Source organism: Bradyrhizobium archetypum (assembly GCF_013114835.1).
In the GTDB taxonomy this organism is placed as follows: Bacteria; Pseudomonadota; Alphaproteobacteria; order Rhizobiales; family Xanthobacteraceae; genus Bradyrhizobium; species Bradyrhizobium archetypum.
In genome coordinates this window covers 11,274-33,672 of record NZ_JAAVLW010000014.1, presented here as the reverse complement: position 1 = coordinate 33,672, position 22,399 = coordinate 11,274, and the positions used below count along the sequence as shown (strand labels likewise).

General features: G+C 57.5%; 19 protein-coding genes. 8 read left to right on the top strand and 11 right to left on the bottom strand.

Annotation, left to right across the window (positions count from 1 at the left end; all coding sequences use genetic code 11):
* The first annotated feature begins 1,224 nt into the window (after positions 1–1,224).
* A complete protein-coding gene (locus HCN50_RS31355) occupies positions 1,225–2,877 on the top strand; it encodes a recombinase family protein (RefSeq protein WP_171713745.1) in 1,653 nt (550 codons plus the stop codon).
* A 506-nt stretch (positions 2,878–3,383) separates the two neighbouring features.
* Here HCN50_RS31355 and HCN50_RS31350 read toward each other — a convergent pair.
* A complete protein-coding gene (locus tag HCN50_RS31350) occupies positions 3,384–3,608 on the bottom strand; it encodes a helix-turn-helix domain-containing protein (RefSeq protein WP_311968252.1) in 225 nt (74 codons plus the stop codon).
* Between the two features lie 106 nt (positions 3,609–3,714).
* Between HCN50_RS31350 and HCN50_RS31345 the strand changes: the two genes are divergently transcribed.
* The 7 genes from HCN50_RS31345 (at position 3,715) to HCN50_RS31315 (ending at position 11,400) form a co-directional block, all read left to right on the top strand.
* The gene (locus HCN50_RS31345; RefSeq protein ID WP_171713743.1) at positions 3,715–4,536 is read left to right on the top strand and encodes a YqaJ viral recombinase family protein; all 822 of its coding nucleotides are present in this window, start codon (positions 3,715–3,717) and stop codon (positions 4,534–4,536) included.
* Entirely contained in the window at positions 4,520–5,644 is a 1,125-nt protein-coding gene (locus tag HCN50_RS31340; RefSeq protein ID WP_171713742.1) for an ERF family protein, read from the top strand. The genes HCN50_RS31345 and HCN50_RS31340 overlap by 17 nt, the downstream gene beginning before the upstream one ends.
* Positions 5,641–6,129, top strand: coding sequence for a hypothetical protein (locus HCN50_RS31335; RefSeq protein ID WP_235977337.1), 489 nt, complete (start codon positions 5,641–5,643; stop codon positions 6,127–6,129). Before HCN50_RS31340 ends, HCN50_RS31335 begins: the two co-directional genes overlap by 4 nt.
* Before the next feature lie 1,667 nt (positions 6,130–7,796).
* On the top strand, positions 7,797–8,102 hold the full coding sequence (locus HCN50_RS34000; RefSeq protein ID WP_235977336.1) for an HAD hydrolase-like protein: 306 nt from the start codon (positions 7,797–7,799) through the stop codon (positions 8,100–8,102).
* 130 nt (positions 8,103–8,232) lie between these two features.
* Complete coding sequence (gmd, locus tag HCN50_RS31325) at positions 8,233–9,318, top strand: GDP-mannose 4,6-dehydratase (protein ID WP_210265173.1); 1,086 nt, start codon at positions 8,233–8,235, stop codon at positions 9,316–9,318.
* Positions 9,299–10,258 (top strand): GDP-L-fucose synthase, encoded by a 960-nt coding sequence (gene fcl, locus HCN50_RS31320; RefSeq protein WP_283812147.1) that lies wholly within the window; start codon positions 9,299–9,301, stop codon positions 10,256–10,258. Before gmd ends, fcl begins: the two co-directional genes overlap by 20 nt.
* 206 nt (positions 10,259–10,464) lie before the next feature.
* Positions 10,465–11,400: an NAD-dependent epimerase/dehydratase family protein gene (locus HCN50_RS31315; protein WP_171713741.1), complete on the top strand. Its 936-nt coding sequence runs from the start codon at positions 10,465–10,467 to the stop codon at positions 11,398–11,400.
* Positions 11,401–11,452: 52 nt separating this feature from the next.
* Here the strand turns inward: HCN50_RS31315 and HCN50_RS31310 are convergent, their stop codons facing one another.
* From HCN50_RS31310 to HCN50_RS31265, 10 genes are all read right to left on the bottom strand, one after another.
* Positions 11,453–12,631 carry a glycosyltransferase family 4 protein gene (locus tag HCN50_RS31310; protein WP_171713740.1) on the bottom strand — a complete coding sequence of 393 codons (1,179 nt, stop codon included), beginning with the start codon at positions 12,629–12,631 and terminating at the stop codon, positions 11,453–11,455.
* Complete coding sequence (locus HCN50_RS31305) at positions 12,628–13,557, bottom strand: NAD-dependent epimerase/dehydratase family protein (protein WP_171713739.1); 930 nt, start codon at positions 13,555–13,557, stop codon at positions 12,628–12,630. Before HCN50_RS31305 ends, HCN50_RS31310 begins: the two co-directional genes overlap by 4 nt.
* Complete coding sequence (locus HCN50_RS31300; protein ID WP_311968251.1) at positions 13,554–14,372, bottom strand: class I SAM-dependent methyltransferase; 819 nt, start codon at positions 14,370–14,372, stop codon at positions 13,554–13,556. The genes HCN50_RS31305 and HCN50_RS31300 overlap by 4 nt, the downstream gene beginning before the upstream one ends.
* A gap of 63 nt (positions 14,373–14,435) precedes the next feature.
* The gene (locus tag HCN50_RS31295) at positions 14,436–15,503 is read right to left on the bottom strand and encodes a glycosyltransferase family protein (RefSeq protein ID WP_171713737.1); all 1,068 of its coding nucleotides are present in this window, start codon (positions 15,501–15,503) and stop codon (positions 14,436–14,438) included.
* A gap of 2 nt (positions 15,504–15,505) precedes the next feature.
* Positions 15,506–16,099: an acyltransferase gene (locus HCN50_RS34350; protein ID WP_171713736.1), complete on the bottom strand. Its 594-nt coding sequence runs from the start codon at positions 16,097–16,099 to the stop codon at positions 15,506–15,508.
* 1 nt (position 16,100) lies between these two features.
* Positions 16,101–17,996 (bottom strand): asparagine synthase (glutamine-hydrolyzing), encoded by a 1,896-nt coding sequence (asnB, locus tag HCN50_RS31285; protein WP_235977335.1) that lies wholly within the window; start codon positions 17,994–17,996, stop codon positions 16,101–16,103.
* Positions 17,939–19,504, bottom strand: coding sequence for a lipopolysaccharide biosynthesis protein (locus tag HCN50_RS31280; RefSeq protein ID WP_210265172.1), 1,566 nt, complete (start codon positions 19,502–19,504; stop codon positions 17,939–17,941). The genes asnB and HCN50_RS31280 overlap by 58 nt, the downstream gene beginning before the upstream one ends.
* A gap of 29 nt (positions 19,505–19,533) precedes the next feature.
* Positions 19,534–20,631 carry a DegT/DnrJ/EryC1/StrS family aminotransferase gene (locus HCN50_RS31275; RefSeq protein ID WP_171713735.1) on the bottom strand — a complete coding sequence of 366 codons (1,098 nt, stop codon included), beginning with the start codon at positions 20,629–20,631 and terminating at the stop codon, positions 19,534–19,536.
* Positions 20,632–20,643: 12 nt separating this feature from the next.
* Positions 20,644–21,111: an acyltransferase gene (locus tag HCN50_RS31270; RefSeq protein WP_171713734.1), complete on the bottom strand. Its 468-nt coding sequence runs from the start codon at positions 21,109–21,111 to the stop codon at positions 20,644–20,646.
* On the bottom strand, positions 21,108–22,169 hold the full coding sequence (locus HCN50_RS31265; protein ID WP_171713733.1) for a Gfo/Idh/MocA family protein: 1,062 nt from the start codon (positions 22,167–22,169) through the stop codon (positions 21,108–21,110). The genes HCN50_RS31270 and HCN50_RS31265 overlap by 4 nt, the downstream gene beginning before the upstream one ends.
* Between the last annotated feature and the right edge of the window lie 230 nt (positions 22,170–22,399).

Here is a 22,399-nt window from a genome sequence, read left to right as displayed (position 1 = left end):
GTATCTCTAGCCGTCTTGTCAACGATTTCGGCAGCCAGAGACGGCTCAGCATTGGGGTGAACAGCCTCTAATGGCGAGGACTCGGATCCGGTTCGATTGCTGGCCCAAAGCACTGCGACAATGGCAATCGCGAGGAGAAGAAGCAGAACCCACGGCATATGCGGCGCGGTCGTCCTGGCTCGCTACTGATGCGGCTCTTGGGCGTGAAGTCGCTCATCATTTGGCTACTAAGCCGACAATGATCGATTCGTTCCCGTCAACCGGTGATAGCCGTGGCCGTTCTCGCTAGCGCCCTCCCCTCGCCTGGGATTGGATGGTTCGCAGGGCGGGAAGATGGCAACAGGGACCTATTAGTGCGGTGATGATGAATTGTTCGGTGCATTCAACAGAAACCAGCAAGGCCGGACGTATTTTTCACTTTGACGATGACCATGAGTACACGATCGAGAAAATCTCTCGGAGAAAATGGAATTTACGCACCAAGCGGATCAGCCGAGAAGCGTTCTGGCGCTGAGTGACACCTCATACCGTCAAACAACACAGAAGCCTCCTTCAATGCTGTTCTCAACCGAGCAACATCTTGCCGTAGCAAAGCTGGTGCGGAAAAACTGTGCAAATGGTAGCTCGACCGACCGCGAGCGTTTCGTTCGAATCTCGAACAGTTTTGTTGTCTGCGCCAGTCTGGCAGCAAAAGGTCGGGGTAGCATCTGCTTGGACAATTTTGGCTGGTCATCCGCCGATCCCGACTGGGATGGACTTGAGACAAAAATTGGCCGGCTGAGACCGCCTTACCATTCAGTCATCACCGTTAGTCCCGGGTCAGTTCTAGCTGCTCTAACGGGCGAACACGGCTCAAAATCTCAGAGGCGCGGTAGCGCACGCCTAGCTCCGCCCGCGACCCACTGAATCAATTGCGAAACGGATGATATCTGCTGGGTCGTCGTGCGCCGTCGCGAAGTGCTTGTTCTAGTGGTGCCTTGATGAGGATAGACAGAACCTCGAAGCGGTCTCGATGGGGGTTGCCAATCCGGGATCGACTTCGAACTAGCGCGCCACCTCCGGCCCAGTGAAATGGTCTAACGTCCATCATCATGTACTCGTCTTGAACGGGATCCGGGCAAATTGTGATCTTGAATTCTGTCTACTCTGGGTGTTTCATATACGCCGGTTGCCCCACACAACGAAGTTGATCTCCGCTGCTGTAGTATTCCGGAGCGTTGATCCATGGTCAATGCGCTCGTCATCCGCCGCAATACGCAACTGGAAAAAGCCCAGAGGGCGCTTCGCGCTGCGCAGTATGTGCGAATGTCGACCGACTTTCAGCGATACTCGATCCAGAACCAGGCCGCCGCCATCGCGGCTTATGCGCAGCAGCGGAACCTTACTATCGTTCGGACTTATGTCGACGAAGGACGCAGCGGTCTGAGGATTAAGGGGCGGCCGGGGCTTATCGAACTGATTGAGGATGTCCAGTCAGGAACCGCGGATTTCGACCATATCCTGGTCTACGACGTCAGCCGATGGGGACGCTTCCAGGACGTCGACGAGAGCGCACACTACGAGTTTGTCTGCAAGCGAAACGGCATCAAAGTTGCCTATTGCGCTGAACAGTTCGAAAACGACGGAAGCCTTGTATCGAGCGTTGTCAAGAACATCAAGCGTGTGATGGCGGCGGAGTACAGCCGAGAGCTTGGCGTGAAGGTGCACACTGGTCAGAGCCGAGTCGCAGCCCTCGGATATCGCGTTGGTGGCCCGCTCACGTTCGGCCTCCGCAGGGAACTGATCGATGAAAGCGCGGGTCCAAAAGGCAGGCTTAAAAAAGGGGAGCGCAAGGCTTTGCAAACGGATCGCGTGCGGCTTCAGCCCGGATCCGAAGAGGAAACCGCCATCGTCAAGTGGATTTTCCATCAGTTCGTCGTCGAACGAAAATCCTACAGCCAAATCGCGCGGGAGCTCAATCAAGCGAAGATCACCAATCAAGGGCGTCCCTGGAGCGGCGCCATGATCCGCATCATTCTTGTGAATGAAAACTATATCGGAAACATCGTTTACAACCGCACCACGCGACCCATTGGACAGAAGCTGATCAGCAATCCCAGGGATCGGTGGATTCGAGGTTTGGCGTTCATCGATCCGATCGTCGATCCGAAACTCTTCGCGCGCGCCCAAAAGATATTGGCCGAGCGGCGTATCCAGATCCCGGAAGATCAGATGTTGCTAAGGCTGCGGACGGCTCTCCATCGAAAGGGAAAGCTGAGTTGGACCATTATCGACAACACGCCCGGCCTTCCCGCTGCCTCGACATACTGGGAGCACTTCGGAACGTTGCGAAAAATCTACTCCCTGCTCGGGTATGATCCCTCGCGTTACTGCGACTGGATCGACAGTCGTGTTTATTGGTCTGACGTTTTGGTGAAGCACGCTACGCAAGTGGCCGAGGCACTAACGATAGATCAGAAAGCTAACGCTGTCGTCGAACAAAACGGCGCCGGCTTGATGGCGAATGGAAAGCTTAGGATCACCTTTCTGGTGGCGCGACATCTGCCGAAGAGAAATCCTTCCCCGCAGTGGAGAGCTCGCCGCGGGAAAATATCAGCCGGAGTCCTGATCGTATTTCGACTGAACGAACTCAACAAAGGCATTAAAGATTATGTGGTGATACCCGCTTCATGGGGCACCGGGGCTTACGTTGCGCTTTCGGATAAGGTTTTGGCTCGCGAAAAGGCCGTGCGCGTCGATAGCTTGGATGAGGTGATCCGAGAGATCAAAACCAGATTGATGGAAACCGACCATGCCGTGCCAACCAAGCCAAGCCGACAGAACAAGCGAAGGAAACTAAGCCGGTCCAAGACCAAGAACGGCGGCGGGCGGCACTGACGGATCGCAGATAGAGGTAAGCGCCCAACACCTTGCCGTAGTTTCTTCTAAAATCGCCGTTGAGCTTCGAAATCTCGACAAGCTCGGAACATTGATCGGACATATGCGAACCTCCTGGGAAGCAACCAGGTGCCGCATAATCAACTGATTTGCCTGGGCGGTCAACTGAATTTCTGATTTTCAGAAATGAGCACGAAGTGACGGGTTGTTGCCTCTAAGAAATCTGTTGAAAAGGACGCTATCAAATTCGCGCGATACCGGATCACGTCCATCAGCGCGTTGAGGCCATCCGTAACTCATCCCAGACCGTTGCACCTATCGCATAAGTGCGGGCGATTGTTAGAACCGCTATCCGCGGCATAAGCCATCTCCGCACCGCTGCCATTCTTTAGAGCCCGCCAGAGATTTCTGCGACGAGTTGTCAATCCCATCTGAGAGTAATGCCTATTGTCCATCCAAGACTCGCCCAAGGGTGGGTGGCGGCAAAAGCAACTCTCGGGTCGGAGCTACCTTCTGGGCTTGTTTAGGCGGACGCCCTCACCTCCTCCATTCTCATCGATGAACTGAACTCCGGCCGCCTCAAAAGCCGATCGGACAACCTGGAGTGTCGACCGGCGGGGCTCATGCGTACCGGCCTCCAGCTGCCTGATCGTCACGATGCCGACCTTTGCTCGGTCCGCCAACTCCTGTTGGCTCCAATCGAGGAGGCCTCTCGCTGCCCTGCACTGCATCGATGAAATCATTTCTGCGCCCTTTCGACAATTATGTCGAAAATGGATTGATTTGTCCAAAATATCTATTATAGTCACTTCTGTCGTTTTTAGATGGAGAAGGCAGATGCTTCCAAAGGATGGTACGCGGACAAGGCTAGGTTTTATTGGAGGATCAGACGCTCGATTCATAATGGGGGATGACCAAGCAAAGTTAGTGCGGTTGTGGCGCGAGAAGAGAGGTGAGCTCGAATCTGAAGACCTGAGCCAAGATCTCATCGTGCAGCTTGGTTGCATCACCGAGGACCTGAACCGTGCTTGGTACGAACGAAATACCGGTCACACCGTCGGGGATGTACAAAAGAAAGTTCGTCACCCGATCCACAAATGGATGGCAGCAACGCTGGACGGCCGAGTGCAAGAGACAGGGGGCGTGTTTGAAGCCAAGTTCATGCTGCCTTGGAATTTCTCCGAGGAAGCTGCAGCCGAGAAACACATGGCCCAACTACAGCACAACATGTGGGTAGTTGCTGCGCCGTCAGCCGTGCTCTCGATCATTACTGGCGGTGGTAAATGGGTCGAGATCAAGGTGCATGCCGACCCGCTCTACCAGCACCTCCTCCTCACAGCAGAGAAGAAGTTTTGGCGGTGCGTGCAGACGGGCGAGCTCCCTTCCCTCTTCGGGATCGAAACGCCACGCCCACGGCTCGAAGCTGTGAAGGTTGTGGACATGTCGCCATCGAACTCGTGGGCAGAGCTCGCGGCAACCTACTTGCGCACACGCGCGGCGCACCAGGATCACGAGATCACCAAAGCAGAACTTAAGAAGCTCGTGCCTGAAGACGCAAAGGAAGCTAGCGGACACGGTATCCGAGCGAAGCGCTCGAAGTCCGGTGCGATCAGTTTTGACCCGATTCAGATGGAGAACTCAAATGCACCAGTCCAGTGAGCGCATCGGCGCCATTGCGGCGGCGCTTGCCAAAGCGCAGGCTGAGCTGACCAACCCGGAAAAAACCCTGGTTGCGACCATCCGCTCGCCCTTTCCACGCGAGGAGGACCGCACCTTTCGCTACGCCTCTCTTGCTAGCGGCTTGGATATTGTGCGCAAGGCCTTAAGCCAGCAGGAGATTGCAACCATCCAAACCACCCGGATCGAGCCGAGCTCGGGGCAAGTTCGTCTGACCACTCTGCTTGCCCATTCATCCGGCGAATGGATTTCGGCCGACTGGCCGGTATGTGCCGCGAAGGACACTGATGCGCCGCACCGGATGGGGGCGGCCTTGACCTATGCCAGGCGTTACGCCCTGTTCGCACTGGTTGGTATCGCTGGCGAGGACGACTTGGACGCACCTGACGCCTTGCCCGGCCTGCCACAGCCCCGGCCGAATGCGACGCACGCAGCCGACGACAAACGCAATAAGCCCGTTCTGCACCGTGCGCCAACGCTTAGCCAAGATCAGTCCGCCCAGCTGCGGGACCAGATGCTCGATGAGATCGGCAGCTTAACCACGGAGAATGAGCTACTCGCCTGGGCCAAAGACGGACTATCTCGGAAGAACGCTCTGCTGGAAGCAGATGCCCGGTTGATCGAGATCGCCTATCAGCAGAAGATCGGCGAAGCCGCGCATCCTTCTGAAAATGTCGCGACCTCACCGGCGGAACCGTCCGTCCCCGGCGTCCTGCAAAATGCGGCGGCGACGCTTGCATTGCCGAAGGAGCCTACGCGCAAGCGAAGCAAGGGGCACCTATCCTTCGTACGAGGACAGCCTTGCCTGATCTGCCAACAAACCCCGTCGGACCCACACCACCTGAAGTTCGCGCAACAGCGCGCCTTAGGACGCAAGGTCAGCGATGAGTTCACGGTGCCACTCTGCCGCACCCATCACCAAGACTTGCACCGGCACGGCAACGAAAAGGCCTGGTGGGCAAATATGCAGATCGCGCCAATGCCTATTGCCAAACAACTGTGGGACGCTAGCCAGACCGATGGCCAGGAAAGAGCCGCGATAATGGCAAACGCCGCACACACATCGATGTCCAAGGGACTCGCAACATGAATGCGCCCTTCAATACCGCTCAAAACCTTACAAAATCCGACTTGCCCGCGGAGTTCGAATCTCTCTCGCCCCCACCCTTACTTCTGCACTCCCTCGAAAAATACAATCTGATGCGCCAAGCAATATTCGCTGACCTCGCACCAAGTAGCGTGATAGAGTGGCTGCTAGCGATCGATGTGGTGGAATTATCCTGGGAGATCCAGCGCTACCGAGTATTGCGGCACAAACTGTTGGATCACTACCGCGAAAAAGCTATCGAACAGACTCTTCGCCGGATCGATCTCGCCGAATTGCCGCCCGAGATGGAGGACGCCGCGCACGACTACATCCGACGAAACGCCCGGATCTGGCGAGTAGACCCTACGGCGGCACGCGAAATGGACGGACACCTTGCGACCTACAGGTACGACTCGAATGCAATCAACACTCAGGTCTATCTGCAGGCACGCGATGTCTTCTTGGCTTTTGAGGACCCTGCTAAATAGCGCTCAAACCCGCCGCATGTCTTTACCCCGTTAGATGAACAATCGCCGCCACATGGGAGATAACGCAAAGCGCCGTCATCGTTCAGAATGATAGAGGACGAGGGCACCTAGTTAGCTGCTCGGGGCCTAAACAGAGATGCAGAACGGGCCAATTCCCGGTGCCCTAATTAGGACGCTCCGAACTTGAAATTTGGACGGACTGCGCTCCCGTGCTTTCAGCCACCCGCCAATCGAGGTGGCCTTACTCGTCCGCCAGCACCATGAGGCCCCAAGCCATCGTCACGGTGATCGGTATGGCCAACAGAGAGGGGCGCCGGCAAAGGCTCTCAGCGACCGAGCAGGCAGAGCCGCCCGACCATCCATCGCTGTAAGCTAATCCAATGAAAACTATCGATAGTGTGGCGAGACACGCTGCCATAACGATCGCAGAAATACCAAGGCTACGCATTTTCAGCACTCAAGAACCAACCGGAAAATATTCCAATGGAACCCAAGCAGAATTCTGTCGAGATGAGGGCCAGGTTCCATCGTCTTGAGGAAATATGGTGGCAGAGAGTGCATCGTGGATGGCTTTAGCCTGAAGTTGCCAACAAAGGTTCGCTCAAGGAACGTGACCCGTCCCTCCGTGAATTAATGCTGCGCGAGATCCTCCCTTAGTTGCCGAGGATCCTCCCTTAGTTGCCGAGGATCCTCCCTTAGTTGCCGAGAATGACCTTCTGACCTAGCCCCAAAATTGCCTCCCTCATAGAATGCTCTGCTGGAGGAGGATGCCGGTTGATCGAAACCGAGTAGCAACAGAGGCTTCGAAAAATTACCCTACCCGCGGAGTCAATGGACGGCATCGAACAGCGCGAAGCATCCACCAACGATGCCCCGAAACGGGTGGGGGGCTCATCTTGCTTTTTCCAAGGACCCCGTCAGAATGCTTGCAAGGCGCACCTCTTGCTCGTCCGCAGTCAGCCGTTCCTAATCTACAAACGAGTTGGCTCAGAGACCCGCATCACCTGAAGTTCGCCCACAGGCAAATCGGGCCATCGCGGAAATCAAATTTGAAAACATGCATCGGACAGGGTGTCCCCATCCTACGCGCGCCTTTTCCTGTATCTCGCTCGATCCGCGGCCTCGCGCCACCGTCGAACAACCTCGGCAACAACGATGTATGTGCCGACCATTAACAAAATTGCCTCAATCATGGCTTGCCCGGACGGGTTGCGAATAACTGGACTTTACTCCTTCCTTAAATGGTTGCAAAGGCGAAGTCCTACAACTGATGAGGGTTCCCGAATGCGCTTGGTCCGGTACAAACACCTCGCCCATGCAAACGAACGCCGGCCAATTCCATGATACGACAGGATGCTATCGATGAGTAGCCTCCTTTATTGGCCTCTTACGGCCTAAACTTTCGATGTTTGTGCTTGTGAACCCAACGATTGTCCGAACGCTATGTACGAAATAAAGAGACCGGCAGTCTTCTTCGATCGCGACGGAGTGCTGAATGAAGACAGCGGTTATGTGTTCGAGATCGCTAAGCTGAAGTGGATAGATGGCGCACGCGAAGCGGTGAAAGCCGTCAATGATGCAGGGTGCTTTGCATTCGTAGTGACAAACCAGTCGGGGGTGGCCAGGGTATTTACGAGGAAACTCACATTGAAGCGTTGCATCAACATATGGTGGACTTGGCCAAGTTCGGAGCTCACGTAGATGCATTCGAATACTGCCCTTTTCATCCTGACGCATCGATAGAGCGATACCGGCGGGCAAGCTATCGGCGCAAGCCTGCTGCAGGAATGATCAACGACCTCTTGGAACGTTTCCCCGTGGATGTCAGTCGGAGCATTCTCATAGGCGACAAGTCTACTGATGTAGAAGCAGCCCGGGCCGCGGGAATAAAAGGATATTTGTACGCAAGCGGCCAGCTCGCCGACTTCGTCAGGCCGCTCTTGCCTCACAATAAGGCGCGCCCAACTGAGTGAGCCTGTCGCGTTGCAATCCTGTCCGATACCAAATAGACACGCAGCTCAAATCTGCTCCAGGAGGGCGATGCGTACTGCGCTGCCATGGAGCACACCAATCGCCATTTTGCTGATTTTTTAGGAGGCATCATTGCATCCACAAGTTCCTAGGCGGCGCGTGGCGCTGATCACCGGCGTCACCGGCCAGGACGGCGCCTACTTGGCCGAATATCTGCTTGGCCTCGGCTATGAGGTCCACGGCATCAAGCGGCGCTCGTCCTCGTTCAACACGGCGCGGATCGATCACCTCTACCAGGACCCGCATTCCCGCCAGGTGCCGTTCCTGCTGCATTACGGCGACATGACCGACTCGACTAACCTGATCCGGCTGATGCAGCAGATCAGGCCGACCGAGATCTACAACCTCGCCGCCCAGAGCCATGTCGGCGTCAGCTTCGAAAGCCCGGAATATACCGCCAATGCCGACGCCATCGGCGTGCTGCGGCTGCTGGAGGCGATCCGCATCCTCGGCATGGAGAAGGAGACGCGGTTCTATCAGGCCTCGACGTCGGAGCTCTACGGCCTGGTCCAGGAGGTGCCGCAGAAGGAGACCACGCCGTTTTACCCGCGCTCGCCCTACGGCGTCGCCAAGCTGTACGGCTACTGGATCACCGTGAACTACCGCGAGGCCTACGGCATGTTTGCCTCGAACGGCATCCTGTTCAACCACGAGAGCCCGATCCGCGGCGAGACGTTTGTCACCCGCAAGATCACCCGCAGCATCGCCCGCATCGAGGTTGGCCTGGACGAGGCGCTCTATCTCGGCAACCTCGAAGCCAAGCGCGACTGGGGCCATGCGCGGGACTATATCGAGGGCATGTACCTGATCCTGCAGGCGGATGCGCCCGACGATTTCGTGCTGGCGACCGGCGAGACCCGCTCGGTGCGCGAATTCGTCGAACTGACGTTTGCCGAAGTTGGCCGCCGCATCGAGTGGCGCGGCCAGGGCGTCGACGAAACCGGCGTCGACGCCAAATCCGGCAAGACCGTGGTCCGCATCGATCCCGTCTATTTCCGGCCGACCGAGGTCGATCTTCTGGTCGGCGATGCCAGTAAGGCGCGCGAGAAACTGGGCTGGAAGCCGAAGACGTCGTTCGTCCAGATGGTCAAGGAAATGGTCGCGAACGATCTCGATGAAGCGCGGCGGGAGGTCGCCAATGGCAAGCCTGCCGTTTGAGCTGAAGGGCAAGACGGTCTACGTTGCCGGCCACCGCGGCATGGCCGGCGCCGCGCTGGTGCGGCGGCTGGCTGCAGAACACGTCGAACTGCTGACGGCAACTCGCAGCGAGGTCGATCTGCGCGATCAGGCCGCGGTCAACCGCTGGTTTGCCGTCAACCGGCCCCAGGTGGTGTTTCTGGCGGCCGCCAAGGTCGGCGGCATCGTCGCCAACAACACGCTGCGCGCCGAATTCCTCTATGACAATCTGGCCATTGCTTCGAACGTGATCCATGCGGCGCATGTCCATGGCGCCGAGAAGCTGATGTTCTTAGGCTCCTCCTGCATCTATCCCAAGCTGGCGCCGCAGCCGCTGCGCGAGGATTCCATGCTGACGGGGCCGCTGGAGCCGACCAACGAACCTTATGCGATTGCCAAGATCGCCGGGATCAAGATGGTGGAGGCCTATCGCAGCCAGTACGGCGCCGACTTCATCAATGTGATGCCGACCAATCTCTACGGCCGCGGCGACAATTATCATCCTGAATACAGCCATGTCGTCGCCGCCCTGATCCGCCGCTTTCACGAAGCCAAGATTGCCGGCGCCGACAAAGTCGTGGTCTGGGGCACCGGCACGCCGCGGCGCGAATTCCTCTATGTCGACGACCTGGCCGACGCCTGCATCCATTTGATGATGACCTATTCGGATCGCGAGCTGGTCAATATCGGCACCGGCGAGGACATCACGATCGCCGAATTCGCCCACGTGGTCGCAGCAACCGTCGGCTACAGCGGCGAGATCGGTTTTGACACTTCGCGCCCGGACGGCACCCCGCGAAAACTGCTCGACGTCAGCCGCTTGGCAAAACTCGGCTGGCGGGCCGGCACGAAGCTTGAGGACGGCATCCGGCTCGCCTACCAGGCTTATCTCAGTGAAATCCGGGAGCCAGCCGAGTGTTAGCCACCGAGCGAAGCTCCGAAGCACGCCGCTCTTGCCCAGGTTGGCGCGCATCTCCATCTGTCGGGAAAGTCAACAAGTAAGAACGGGTGTTTTCGATGGCCCTCATGAGGTTCGCGGCGTTTTAGCCAGAAAATGGCTATGCCCTCTGATTTAGCATCAGCGTTGCTAATGGCGAGACGCTGGCTTCAGAAAGAGATGAGAACAGAATGGACGATGGTCGACTTGTTGTCTTGCTAACGGGTGCGAATGGCTTCGTAGGCCAGAATCTTGCCCCCGTGTTGAAACGTAACGGCATGATCGTTAGACAAGCCGTGCGAAAGCCCTCGCCCGACGCAACTTCGATAATGATCGGAACTATCGGTCCTCATACCAACTGGGCAGAAGCGCTCGCCGGTGTCGATGCGGTGGTGCATTTGGCAGCCCGAGTTCATCACCCACGCGAAGAACATGCTGCAGACGTTTACCAATCCATCAATACCGATGGCACGTTGCACCTTGCCCGGTGCGCAGCCGAAGCGGGGGTTAGCCATTTTGTTTACCTGAGCACAGTCCTCGTTAATGGGAGCAGCACTGACGGTCGACCTCCCTTTCGTGAGAATGACCTCTTAACGCCCCGCGGAGTCTACGGAGCGTCGAAAGCTGCCGCAGAAGCAGGCCTTGAAGCTATGGTGAAGTATACAAGCATGAATTTTACGATCATTCGCCCGCCACTGATTTATGGTGCAGGCGCGCTCGGTAATTTTAAACTGCTGGCTGCGGCGGTGAATAGAGGGATCCCGTTGCCGTTCGGTTGTATCCAGAACCGGCGCGCCTTTCTAAGCGTCGCAAACTTAGCGTCGTTCATAGTGCACCGACTTACTCATCAGCACGGTAGGTTCGACATCTTTTTAGTGGCTGATGAGGAGCAAATTTCAACGCCAGAATTTGTTCGACGGATCGAAAAAGCTTTAGGCAAGAAATCGCACATCGTGCCTTTTCCGTTGTTTGCACTCAACGCGTTATTCAGGATCAGCGGTCGTTCTGAAGCCTACAATAGTGTGGCCACATCGCTGGAGATCGACATGTCTAAAGCTCTGAAGACCGGATGGCGGCCACCGCTTGGTCTAGACGAAGGTCTTCGGAATGCTCTGGCTCCACTCTAGTTCTCAGACGGCATTGACTCGTTCGTGATGACCTCCATCGGGATTAGCCTCACTAAGTCGTGCTACCATAGCGCTGTCTTGCACGCTGGACTGTAGCTACAAAGTCCGACGCAAACGAAGCCACGCGAGAGTGGACATCCGGCAAGAGATTTCTGATCAATGTGGGTTCAGAATTCTGCGATATCTTCGCAAGATGATCGGCGAGTGATGAAGCGTCATCGACATCGAAATAGTCAGCTTTGCCATCTGCTTGTTCACGATGTACGTCAATGCTCGACAAGACCATCGGCACGCCAAATGATTTGGCCTCCTCCACCGTAGTACTCCAACCCTCGAATCGGGACGGATTGAGAAGAGCCGCGCTAGCCCGAAGCAGCGCATAGACCTCAGCCAATGGAATCATACCCAAGTATCTGAATTCTTGCTCAAGCCCTCGGTCGACCACTTGTTGCATAATCTTATCAACGAGTTGCGGCTCGTTTGGATCAGGTGCTCCGGATGCCACCACAACGACACGCTTGCCACTATTTGAGAGCAGTGCAAGCGCATCGATTACAACTTGGTGGTTCTTGTGACGCCAGAATTGATTTGGAAGATAGAAATAGTTTGGCGGCAGGTCGTAGTTTCGAGCGACTTCAACCGGATCCAATCTCAAGAGCTCGGGAGCAGGCTCGCTCGCGAACTTCACAACGGCGGTTCTTCCTTTTGCATTGGGATAGCTTTTTAAGCAGTCTCGCTCTGCGCTCTCGCTGCTGAGCATTATCGTCCGGCCCGACATGATCTGCAACCGAAAGCCAATGTCGCGGCGCCATCGAGCGCGCGTGGAAAACAGATGTGGAAGTGCCAGATGCTGCATGTCCGGAATCCACGCGACGCTTGGGTAATAGGTAGACCAGCCAAAGAAGCGCGCCGACTCAAAAACTGCATCAATTTGTTTCCGTCGAAACTCCGATGCCGCCGCAAAGTCCCGCCCAAGACATATCGGCGTGAGAGACTGCAATGCTCCTCGATCAAACGCGGTTGATTGCAGGATTTCGACGTCTGGAATTCGACCCAACGCTTCGAGATCAGAGAAATCGTCGCGTTCGCCGGCGAACACGACTGGCCTGATTGCGCCCTGACAGTACTGCCGCAAGGCGGCAAATAGATTGCGCTGGTAGTTATATCCTCCGGCCCAGCTTTCGCGGGAAATCATGGTGAAGGCGAGACGAATTGGGCTCCCGTTGCTCAACGAGTATCTTCCTTGAACCAATGGACGTAATCGGCGATGCCTCGCGACAGCGGAATTTCCCACGCAAAAGGTAAAGTTCGAACTTTCCCGCCATCTGCGACGAGGCTGAACGGATCGCCGGGACGAACTACACCGGAGAAACGCACGCTAGCCTGCTCACCCCAGCTTTTCGTCAGGATATCGGCAACCTCGGCGACCGTCGTACCCGAACCACACCCACCGTTGATCACCTGCAACTTTTCCTGTTGCGGCCGTGTCGCCAAACTTGACAGGAGCCTAACCACGTCGCGCACGTCGACCCAATCGCGGACTTCGTCTCCCGTGCCGCCCAGCATGAGTTCGCGCTCGCCTCGCTGCAGGCGCGAGCACATATCCCACAGGAGCTGCTTACGGAGAAACATGCCGTAGACGGAGAACAGGCGAACCACCATCGTTCGCAGTCCAAAATGAGCGGCATAGCTCCTACAAAGCTGTTCCATCATCAGCTTGTGGTAGCCGTAAGGCGAGAGCGGCCGTGGTTCGGCTTCTTCAGATAAGATTCCGGAGTGGTGCGCGCCGTAGACAGCCGCGCTGGAGGCGACAATCAGCCGGCAATTTGGAGCGGAATGGCGCATCCACTCAAGCAGCCGCGCCGTGCTATTGACGGTGCGCGAAAAGTCTTCAAAGGGCTGCGCGATCGATAATCCGACCGAAGCTCCGCCGGCAAGATGGAAAATCGCTGACGGCTGTTCGGCCCGCTCCGCCAGCGCGTTTAGATTGGCAGCGTCGATTTCGCCATTCAGCCAGTGCTCCAGACCTATTCGACGCTTTTCAACGTCTCCGATCGCGCCGTGCCCAATGCCATGAACGCGATCGCCGCTATCAGCCAGCAGCCGGACGAGATGCCGACCGATGAAACCATTGGCACCGGTAACCCACATGCTCATGCCGGTCCCTTGTGACAGACAAATGAGTAGAGCCGGCCGGGTCGGTGGTCAAAGCGCTCTGCCATTGAAAGCAGCGATGCGAAGATGCTCGTGGAAGCGAGTGCGGCACCCCAAACGGGCTTGATCGGAATTTTGTCCGTCAATCTTTCCACGACGGCCGCTCGCAGCGTCTCAATTGTATATGGAAACAGATTGATCGGACTCTTCAGCGGCGCAAGCACCTCGATCGTGGCAAATCCCGCAGTCCTCAGAGCCCCGACATATTGATCGAGAAGAAACGCGCGCTCACCGCCATAGAGGTGATGAAGGGGATGCTGATCGAGGAATTCCCTAAGGTCGGCTTCCTTGCTTATCACGTGTTCTCGCGCGGCGATCAGTATTCCGCCGGGGCGAAGCACGCGGAACACTTCCCGACAAGCGCTGTCCAGATCGCGCATATGGTGCAGCACGGCGCGCGCGAAGACGACATCGAACGTGCCCTCAGCGAACGGAAGGTGCTCGGAGAATTCCTCGACCACCTCGATCGGCAGACGGGCCTCGGCCGCGAGCCCACGGATCGCCGCCGTCCCGACCACCGCACTGGGATCAGGCTCGAGCGCAGTGACTGTAAATCCGCTCCGCGCCAGCGCATAGCTGGCAATCCCACGACCGGCGCCAACGTCGAGCGCCTTGCCGGTCCGGTGCTGCAGGAGCTTCGAAACCGCCTTCCATTCGGCACCGGCAAAATAGCGTTCGGCGGCATCGATCAGAGGGTCGTCATAGAAGGCATCGAGCACGAGTTGGCGCTTGTCCGGCTGGTTGCGCAGCCAGATCACGGCATCTTCCCACGTCGTGAAAGGCTTCTCGTTAAACATAAACTTACTAACCCCGCGCGCTGGTCAGATCAGTTCCTGAAATTTCGTCCATTGCAGCTGTTTGCTATAGCGCTCTCTCACCATGACGCAACCCGCCCGAGCGATGGATCTCGCCAAAGTTTCATCTCTCATGAGCCTTTGGATCAACTCCGGTATTTGCTCGGGCGAGGAATATTCCAACATGGTTTCGCCATCGACGAAACCCTCCGGATAACGCCCTGCGTCCGTCAAAAGGACCGCCCCGCATCCCGTCGCCTCAAAGCATCTCATATTACCGCGATCCTCCCCAGCCATGTCTACCGCACCATTGAATACGATACTGCTTTTGGCGATCGCGGCATACGCATCTCTGCCATACAACGGATCGGCGCGATTCTTGCGAATTTCGTCAGGATGGCGGTATGAGCGAAGTGCCGGCACAGGAGGAAGAAAATTTGCCAGTCGGGTGAGGCGCGAATCTTCGAGGTAAAAGCGCGCCCGGATGCCAGGCGTTGAAGCGGCAGCCCGGAGTGCCTGGCTGCGTTTGACGTGGTGGCGCGAGAATCCTCCGATGAAGATGAGGTTAAGTTCATCACTTCGGCCTGCGGCATACGTATCCATCACGGGATCGTGCGCCGGGAAAAAATACGCAACGCGACAGCCTTTTTGTCGCCAACGCTCGAGAATTGAAGGAAAGTTGCATACGATCAGGTCGTATTTTGTCAGGTCTGCGCTTCCGGAGGGCGCGGCTCGCCAGCCGATGGACTTCTTCACGCATCCGGGCAATTTCGCAACAAACTCGCTACCGTAACGGATCGGATCGAGATTATAGAATACCTCAGTGCGATGCTGCTCGATCTGCGCGAGCAGAATTTGCTCCAGGTTCCTTGTCCGCAGACCATTCTCTTTCGCCCACAGCACCTGCAGGCTTTCATCGTCGCCATTGGTGTAGAACGCATCAGGGCTATCGGTGAGCACGGGCAGAAGAATATGGGACGCAGTGAATCTCGTATCCAGAAATTGCGCTCGTCCCGCGGCAAAGCTTCGATAAGGCAGCTGACGACGATGGACACGGAATCCACGTGATAAGCCGTTGTTCTGGAAAACGCGCATAACTATCGATCCGCTGGGTTTGCGTCAGGCGGGGGGCCCAATGAACGGATTACCGTCGCCGGATTCCCAACTGCCAAGGTGTATGGCGGAATATCGCGGGTAACAACCGAACATGCTCCGATTACAGCTCCCTCTCCGATAGTCACTCCTTTCAGCACGCTCACATTGAATCCGATCCAGGCCCTGTCGCTCACCACCACTGGCGCATGCGCGATGTGCTCCCAGCCTTTCCGGCCGGCACCCCATTCGCGAACATCGTTCCGACGATTCACCCAATCGATGCTATGGGAATCGTGATCCACAATCGTAACTCCCCACGACATGATAACATCGTCGCCGATGACGAGGCTTCGATAGCAGATCAGATGGCTTCGTCCGATAAATGTGCGATCTCCGATCTGAATCTTGCCTCCGGTTTCCTCGAAACTAATGTCGGCGTGAACGATCGAATCTTCTCCTACGGACAAGGTGTTGCCGGCCACCCGCCTGATACGGCGCCATGCGATCGCCGATCCACGTCCGATATTCACCGCATGCGAAAGCCGGCTCTTCCAACCGAGGATGGCATCGACGCTTGTCAGGATGAGGCTTCGCATATCAGGACCTTGCCAGCATCCATTTCATATTCAGATACGGCCAGACGCGGCCGACTGATTCCCATTCCCACGTCTTCGACGATGTCAGGCGGCCGACCGTCCTGCGTAGGCCCGCTTCGTCCACCAGTTCGGCGAAGGCGGGCACCTTTTGATCGAGCAGACTGGCAGTCCAGCCGGCGAGTGGTCCGTTCAACCATTCGGGCATCGGCGAGTTGAATCCCACCTTCCGGCGTCCCTCGCGAATGGATTCCGGCATCAAGTTAGCCATTGCCCGCCGCGCGATAGCCTTTGAATAGCCATCGGAGAACTTGCACGACTCCGGCAATGCCATCGTGTACGTCACCAAACGCCAGTCCATGAACGGCATCCGGACCTCGATGCCGTGGGCCATCGATAGTCGGTCGAAATTTCGCAAGATGGTCGGCAGCACAGTGCTGTGAAACATCCCGTAGAGCCGCCGGTTCAATGGGCCCCAATCGCGGGGCAGCACGTCGTCATCGCCGACCAGCGGAAGCTGAGCTGGAACGTCGCGCAGACCGCCACGCAGGAAATAGTGTCCCCGGCGTTTGATCATCAGCGTCCGCAACAGATCGGCGCCTCGCTTCGCCAGTGCCGAACCGGAGGCAAGTCCTGCAAGCACGTTTCGCATCCAGAACGCTCCCGATTGCCCGTCCTGAAGATAAGCTCCCATCAGTTCGTCTGCGCCGTGGCCATCCAGCGACACCGTCACGTTGTGCCGCCTGAGCTCTCGATAGATCAGCCAGGCGGCGCTCGGAAGCCCGATATAGACGTCATCATTGTCGTCGAGGATTCGATCGAGTTCGGTCAACGCGTCGGCCCGCCCGATCTCGAGGAATGTCGGCACAACATCCGCCCAGGCCGCGGCCTCCTCCGCCATCGGCCGCTCATCATTCGAGGCGCCGGGAAACGTCGCAACGAAGGCATGACGCCACGAGGTACTGTCCCGCGGGCCCATGCCGGCCTTTTCGTGCGCGGCCATGGTACAGATCACGGCCGACGAATCGAATCCTCCCGACAGGCAGGTCCCGATCGGGACATCGCTGCGCATCCGAAGCGCGACAGCATCTTGAAATAGCTCGCGAAAACGCTCCAGCCGTTCGGTTTCGTTGGACGGTATCGCCGGCAGGTGATCCACCGTCCGCCACCAGCGCCGGATTTCCAACCTCCCCCGGCGCAACCACATGCAGTGACCACCCTGCAGCCGACGCACCTCCTGGTAAAGCGTCCGCTCGCTGCCCTCGACCCCGAAGGCATCGAGCATGAGCCGGCGCGCCACATCGATATCCAACGACACGTTAATCAAGCCACTTCGCACCAGTGCGCGCTGCTCGGATGCAAAAACAAAGCGCTCCGATGTCAGTGCATACAACAGCGGCTTGATGCCGAAGCGGTCGCGCGCCAGAAACAGTTCCTCGGTTTTGGTATCGAAGATCGCCAGCGCCCACATTCCATTAAAGCGTGTCAGCATGCCTTCCCGCCAGGCTTGCCAAGCGGCCAGAATTACCTCCGTGTCCGACTGGCTGCGGAAGATTGCCCCCTGCGCCTCAAGCTCGCGCCGCAGTTCGAGGAAATTGTAGATCTCGCCATTGAACACAATCACGTGGCGGCCGTCGCCGGAAACCATCGGCTGATAGCCTCCATCGCCGGGATCGATGATTGCCAACCGGCGATGGCCAAACGCCAGATTGCGCTTCGCGCTAAACCAGCTTCCCTCTCCAAGGGGGCCGCGATGCGCGACTAGGTTCGTCAGTCGCGAGATCTCCGTCGGTTCGACCACATTGCCGCGGAGGTTCACGATACCCGCAATACCGCACATGCTTATGCAACTCTCATCGGCAAGAAACGACGTGCAATCAGGCGCAAATCGCGCCTGCAAGCCGCACCGTGCGGTCCCACTCCCGAAACAACGACAACAACTACAAAGATGATCCCCGCGGCCAGACCATATGCTACCCCAACATACCACCAAAACGGGATCAGTTCGGAAATAAATCCGGCGGCGCAATATCGCAAGCCAAGCGCGATTACGATCCCCGCTCCCAAGGGTAGCAGCACAAAGTGAGCCACCCGCGACCACAATCCGATGAGGCCAAAGCTCTGGCGCAGGAGGATCATGGTTACGATGATCTGAGCGATCATGCCAATGCAGGAACTCCAACCTGCGGCCCGCCATCCGAAATAGGGCAGAGCCACCGCACTGGTGGCGAGGGTAAATACTGCGGTCACCAGCGAGATCAGGGCGTTAGAACGGGACCGGCCGCTGGCGACAAGATAGGATGCGAAAACGTTGGCGCTGCATCCAAGCATACCTGCCACCGCCAGCACCACCAGCAGTTGCTCCGCCTGATCACCGACCTCTCGACCGGCCCAAAGCTGAAGCAGAGGGCCTGACACGGGAATCAGCGCGCCGAGCGCAGTCGCGGCCAGCACGTTGAGCACCCAAGAGGAACGAAACAGGAGATCCGCAATGCGATCACTCGATTCCTTTTGCAGACTACTAAAGAATGGGAACAGGATCTCTCCGACTTTAAGGATGCCGATATACATGGCTTCCTCAAGCCGCTGGGTGATTGTGTACAAACCAACGAATTGAGGCTGGAGGAACGCACCGAGCAGGTAGCGATCTGCCTGCCCCGCGACAAGGCCGCTGGTTTGTGCAGCGAATTGCCAGCCGCCAAGATGGATGAGTTTGCCAAGTGGAGCTCTGTGAAGCGCCGGACGTGCCAGCCAGTCCCCAATTGAAAGGCGCGCCAGCAGCATCGCGCCTAGCAGGCTTGTCGCAAAGCCCAAGGCCTGGCAACCGACAAACGTCGAAGCCTGCGGCCAACGCGGGACCAGGATGACCATTGATCCCGTCGACACGAGCGTGCTGACGGTGCTGATCAAAGCGATACGCCGGTAGTCCTGGCGCGCCGTGAACAAGGCGAGGAACACGGCGGAAAGGGCTTGGCACAGCCAGCCGCTGGCGCCAAAGACAAAAGTTAGGCCGAGATCCTCGGCGGTCCTGCCCTGCAGGCCGAAGGCCAAGCGCGCGGCCAGCGGGCCGACCATAGAAAGACTCATCACGATCACCAGGCCTATGCCCCCCGCCAGCATCAAAGCCGTGGCGAAGAGGCGGCGTGAGGCCTCACGCTCACCTGGCGATAATCGCTGCGCCAGTTCCCGCGTGGTTGCCAGCGCCAGAGCATTGCTGAATGCTAGCGCTGGCGCGACGCAAGCCATCACCAGGCCAGCGACGCCAAAGGCGGCGAGACCGATGCGGAACGCCACGAACGGCAAAATCAGGAGGTTCAAACCCACGCTGATGAGAAACGCGGCCACATTCCACGCGGAATTTCCCAACAGACGATGACTTTTCCTTTCGGCTGTCAGATCAGCGATCATGCTGCAAGTTTTCCAAACCAGCTTTCATCTCAAAAACCTCTGATCAGCTCAATCACTTCGTCAAGTTGTTTCGTGGTGATTTCCGCATACATCGGTAGAGATAGGATCTGGCCTTGGTCACGATGCGCATTTGGGAACTGTTCGACGCGATGCTCCAAGCGAGCATAGGCGGGCAGAAACGGCAGGGCCGTTGGGTAATTGATTGCGGTCTGGACGCCCTTGGAATTCAGATGGGCAGCCAATGCGTCGCGACGCGCGTGACGGATTGTGTACAGATGATAGACATGGCTGCGGTCCGGCGCGGTCGCGGACACCAAGACATCCTCAATCTGGTTGAGGCCCGCGTCATAAACTTTGGCGGCATCCTGGCGCGCCTTGGTCCAGGCGGCGAGATGCGGCAATTTGGCTGATAGGATCGCCGCCTGCATGCCGTCGAGGCGACTATTGATGCCCTCGATCTGATGCTGATGTTTCACCAGCCCGCCGTGGCGCGCGAGCATGGTCATGTGCTCCGCCAGCGCGCTGTCGTTGGTAACAACGGCGCCCGCGTCGCCCATCGCGCCCAAATTCTTTCCCGGATAGAACGAATAGGTTGCGGCCGCGCCGAACGTGCCAACCTGCTGGCCCTTGAAGCGCGCCAGATGTGCTTGTGCGCAATCCTCCACTACCCAGAGCTTGTGCTTGCGCGCAATGGCCATGATTGCGTCCATATCAGCGGGCTGTCCATACAGATGCACCGGGATGATGCCGACCGTCCGCGGTGTGATCGCGGCCTCAACCGCCGCGGGATCGATTGTGAACGTGGTTCCGTCGGTATCCGCGAAAACCACGGTGGCGCCGGCATGGGTGATCATCGCCGAGGTGCTGATCCATGAATGCGCCGTGGTAATCACCTCATCGCCCGGCTCAACTTTCAGCGCCGCCATGGCAAGATAGAGTGCATCGGTGCCGTTGGCGCAGGATACGCAATGCTTAACGTCGACGGCCGCCGCAAATTCCCGCTCGAACGCGTCGACATAGGGGCCACGAATAAAGGCATTGTCGCGAATGACTGACGCGATCGCGCGGTCGATATCGCTCTTGATGGTCTCGTATTGCAGCTGCAAATCGGCAAACGGTACCGGCATTCGAACAACTTCCTATCTTCGCGAGGCTAGCCGGCGCGCCGGGTTACCCGCGTAGGTGCCCGCCGTAGTTATATCCTTGGTCACGACCGAACCCGCTCCGATCACGACATCATCGACAATGCGCACCGGCATGATCGTGGCGTTAGAGCCGATCGAAACCCGATTACCTATTGCCGTTTCCCGCCACAGTTCCTTACGGCCACGCGCGGGACCGCCGCTCGAAAAGGTATCATTAACGAACGTCACGCCATGGCCGACAAAGCAGTCCTCTCCGATCGTCACCAGTTCGCAGATAAAGGCATGCGATTGCACGCGCGTGCGTGCCCCAATAACTGCGCTCTTCTGGATTTCGGTAAAGGGTCCGACAAAGCAGTCATCGCCAATCTTGCAGCCATAGAGATTGCAGGGCTCAACGATTCTGACACGCGAACCGAATTCGACGTCACGCACACTGACCTGATGGATGTCGGGCTGGCTCACGACACCACACCCAGCCGGCTTAGCTTGGGCGTAAAGCGCAGCGCGACTTGCTCGCCAGTCTCGATAGACTCATAGAGAGCCGAGATTAGTTCCAGACTTTTGCGTCCTTCAAGACCGTCTACCAATGCTGCACGTTGATGGATCAGACAATCGACCACATGCTGATAATAGGCCTGATGACCGAAGCCGTAGACGTTTGGCGGATTAACAGAAAATTTCTCGATTACCTCCTTGTCCGCGGGGAGGTGGTCGACAAACTGCCAATGCCTAATCTGATTGACGGCGAAACCCGCGATTTCAACCATACCCTTTTCCCCCAGGATGGAGAGCGAGCCTTCGATATCCGTGGGCCGCGCGGCGGTGGTCGCCTCGATGATTCCCAAGGCACCGTTGCGGAATTTCAACGTCGCGACCGCGGTGTCTTCAGTCTCGATCCTTGCAAGTGCCGTAATTGCTCGCGCGTGGACGCTCACTACATCACCAAAGAACCACTCCAGCATATCGATATGATGGCTGGCCTGATTGGTGAGCACGCCACCGTCATAAGCCCACGTACCCCGCCAATCGTCCTGGTCATAGTAGGCCTGGTCGCGACACCAACGGACGCGCACGGTCCCCAGAACAAGCCTTCCGAACCGGCCGGCTTCTAGCGCCTCGCGCGCTTTGATAACGGGTACGTTGAAGCGGTTCTGCTTGACCACGAACAACTTGGTGCCGGCTTCGTCGCAGGCCCGGATCATATCGTCAGCATCCTGCAGGCGGAGTGCCATCGGCTTCTCGACCACAACATGTTTCCCGGCTCTCGCGCAGGCGATCGCGTGCTGGGGATGTAGCCCGCTGGGCGTCAGCACCACGACGGCATCGATGTCCTTCCGCGCAAGAAGATCGTCAATGTCGTAGTGCGCCGGAACGCCGAATTTCGACGCGACGCCGTCGGCACGCGCACGGACGGTATCGCAGACGGCGATAAGCCGTGCACGGTCGATATGATTGCCGCCCAAGAGGTCGGAGTGACGCTTGGCGATGCGTCCGCAACCGAGCAAGCCAAATCTGATCATGAAAGCTATCCTATGAGCCCAAAGGCTTGCCCCTTGGACGCCGCGCGCATCCGGCTGAGTTCCTAGTTTCGGCAATCTGCAATACTAGGAAAAGCGCAAAACAATCAAGAGGGTTGAGTTCCCGTGACGTGTATCGGAAACTGCACCCCTCAAAGGGGAGCCCGCGCGTCTCATGAAAAACCCAATGTGCCAGCGCCCGAATCGGGCGCATTTTAGGTGCTGCAGTTGCA

Coding starts and splice junctions, on each gene's coding strand:
- HCN50_RS31350 (WP_311968252.1), bottom strand. CDS start 3,608: ATGCAGTGCAGGGCAGCGAGAGGCCTCCTCGATTGGAGCCAACAGGAG.
- HCN50_RS31275 (WP_171713735.1), bottom strand. CDS start 20,631: ATGCCGGTACCGTTTGCCGATTTGCAGCTGCAATACGAGACCATCAAG.
- HCN50_RS31335 (WP_235977337.1), top strand. CDS start 5,641: ATGAATGCGCCCTTCAATACCGCTCAAAACCTTACAAAATCCGACTTG.
- HCN50_RS31280 (WP_210265172.1), bottom strand. CDS start 19,504: ATGATCGCTGATCTGACAGCCGAAAGGAAAAGTCATCGTCTGTTGGGA.
- HCN50_RS34000 (WP_235977336.1), top strand. CDS start 7,797: ATGGTGGACTTGGCCAAGTTCGGAGCTCACGTAGATGCATTCGAATAC.
- HCN50_RS31295 (WP_171713737.1), bottom strand. CDS start 15,503: ATGCGCGTTTTCCAGAACAACGGCTTATCACGTGGATTCCGTGTCCAT.
- HCN50_RS34350 (WP_171713736.1), bottom strand. CDS start 16,099: ATGCGAAGCCTCATCCTGACAAGCGTCGATGCCATCCTCGGTTGGAAG.
- fcl (WP_283812147.1), top strand. CDS start 9,299: ATGGCAAGCCTGCCGTTTGAGCTGAAGGGCAAGACGGTCTACGTTGCC.
- HCN50_RS31265 (WP_171713733.1), bottom strand. CDS start 22,169: ATGATCAGATTTGGCTTGCTCGGTTGCGGACGCATCGCCAAGCGTCAC.
- HCN50_RS31305 (WP_171713739.1), bottom strand. CDS start 13,557: ATGAGCATGTGGGTTACCGGTGCCAATGGTTTCATCGGTCGGCATCTC.
- HCN50_RS31315 (WP_171713741.1), top strand. CDS start 10,465: ATGGACGATGGTCGACTTGTTGTCTTGCTAACGGGTGCGAATGGCTTC.
- HCN50_RS31345 (WP_171713743.1), top strand. CDS start 3,715: ATGCTTCCAAAGGATGGTACGCGGACAAGGCTAGGTTTTATTGGAGGA.
- HCN50_RS31340 (WP_171713742.1), top strand. CDS start 4,520: ATGCACCAGTCCAGTGAGCGCATCGGCGCCATTGCGGCGGCGCTTGCC.
- HCN50_RS31355 (WP_171713745.1), top strand. CDS start 1,225: ATGGTCAATGCGCTCGTCATCCGCCGCAATACGCAACTGGAAAAAGCC.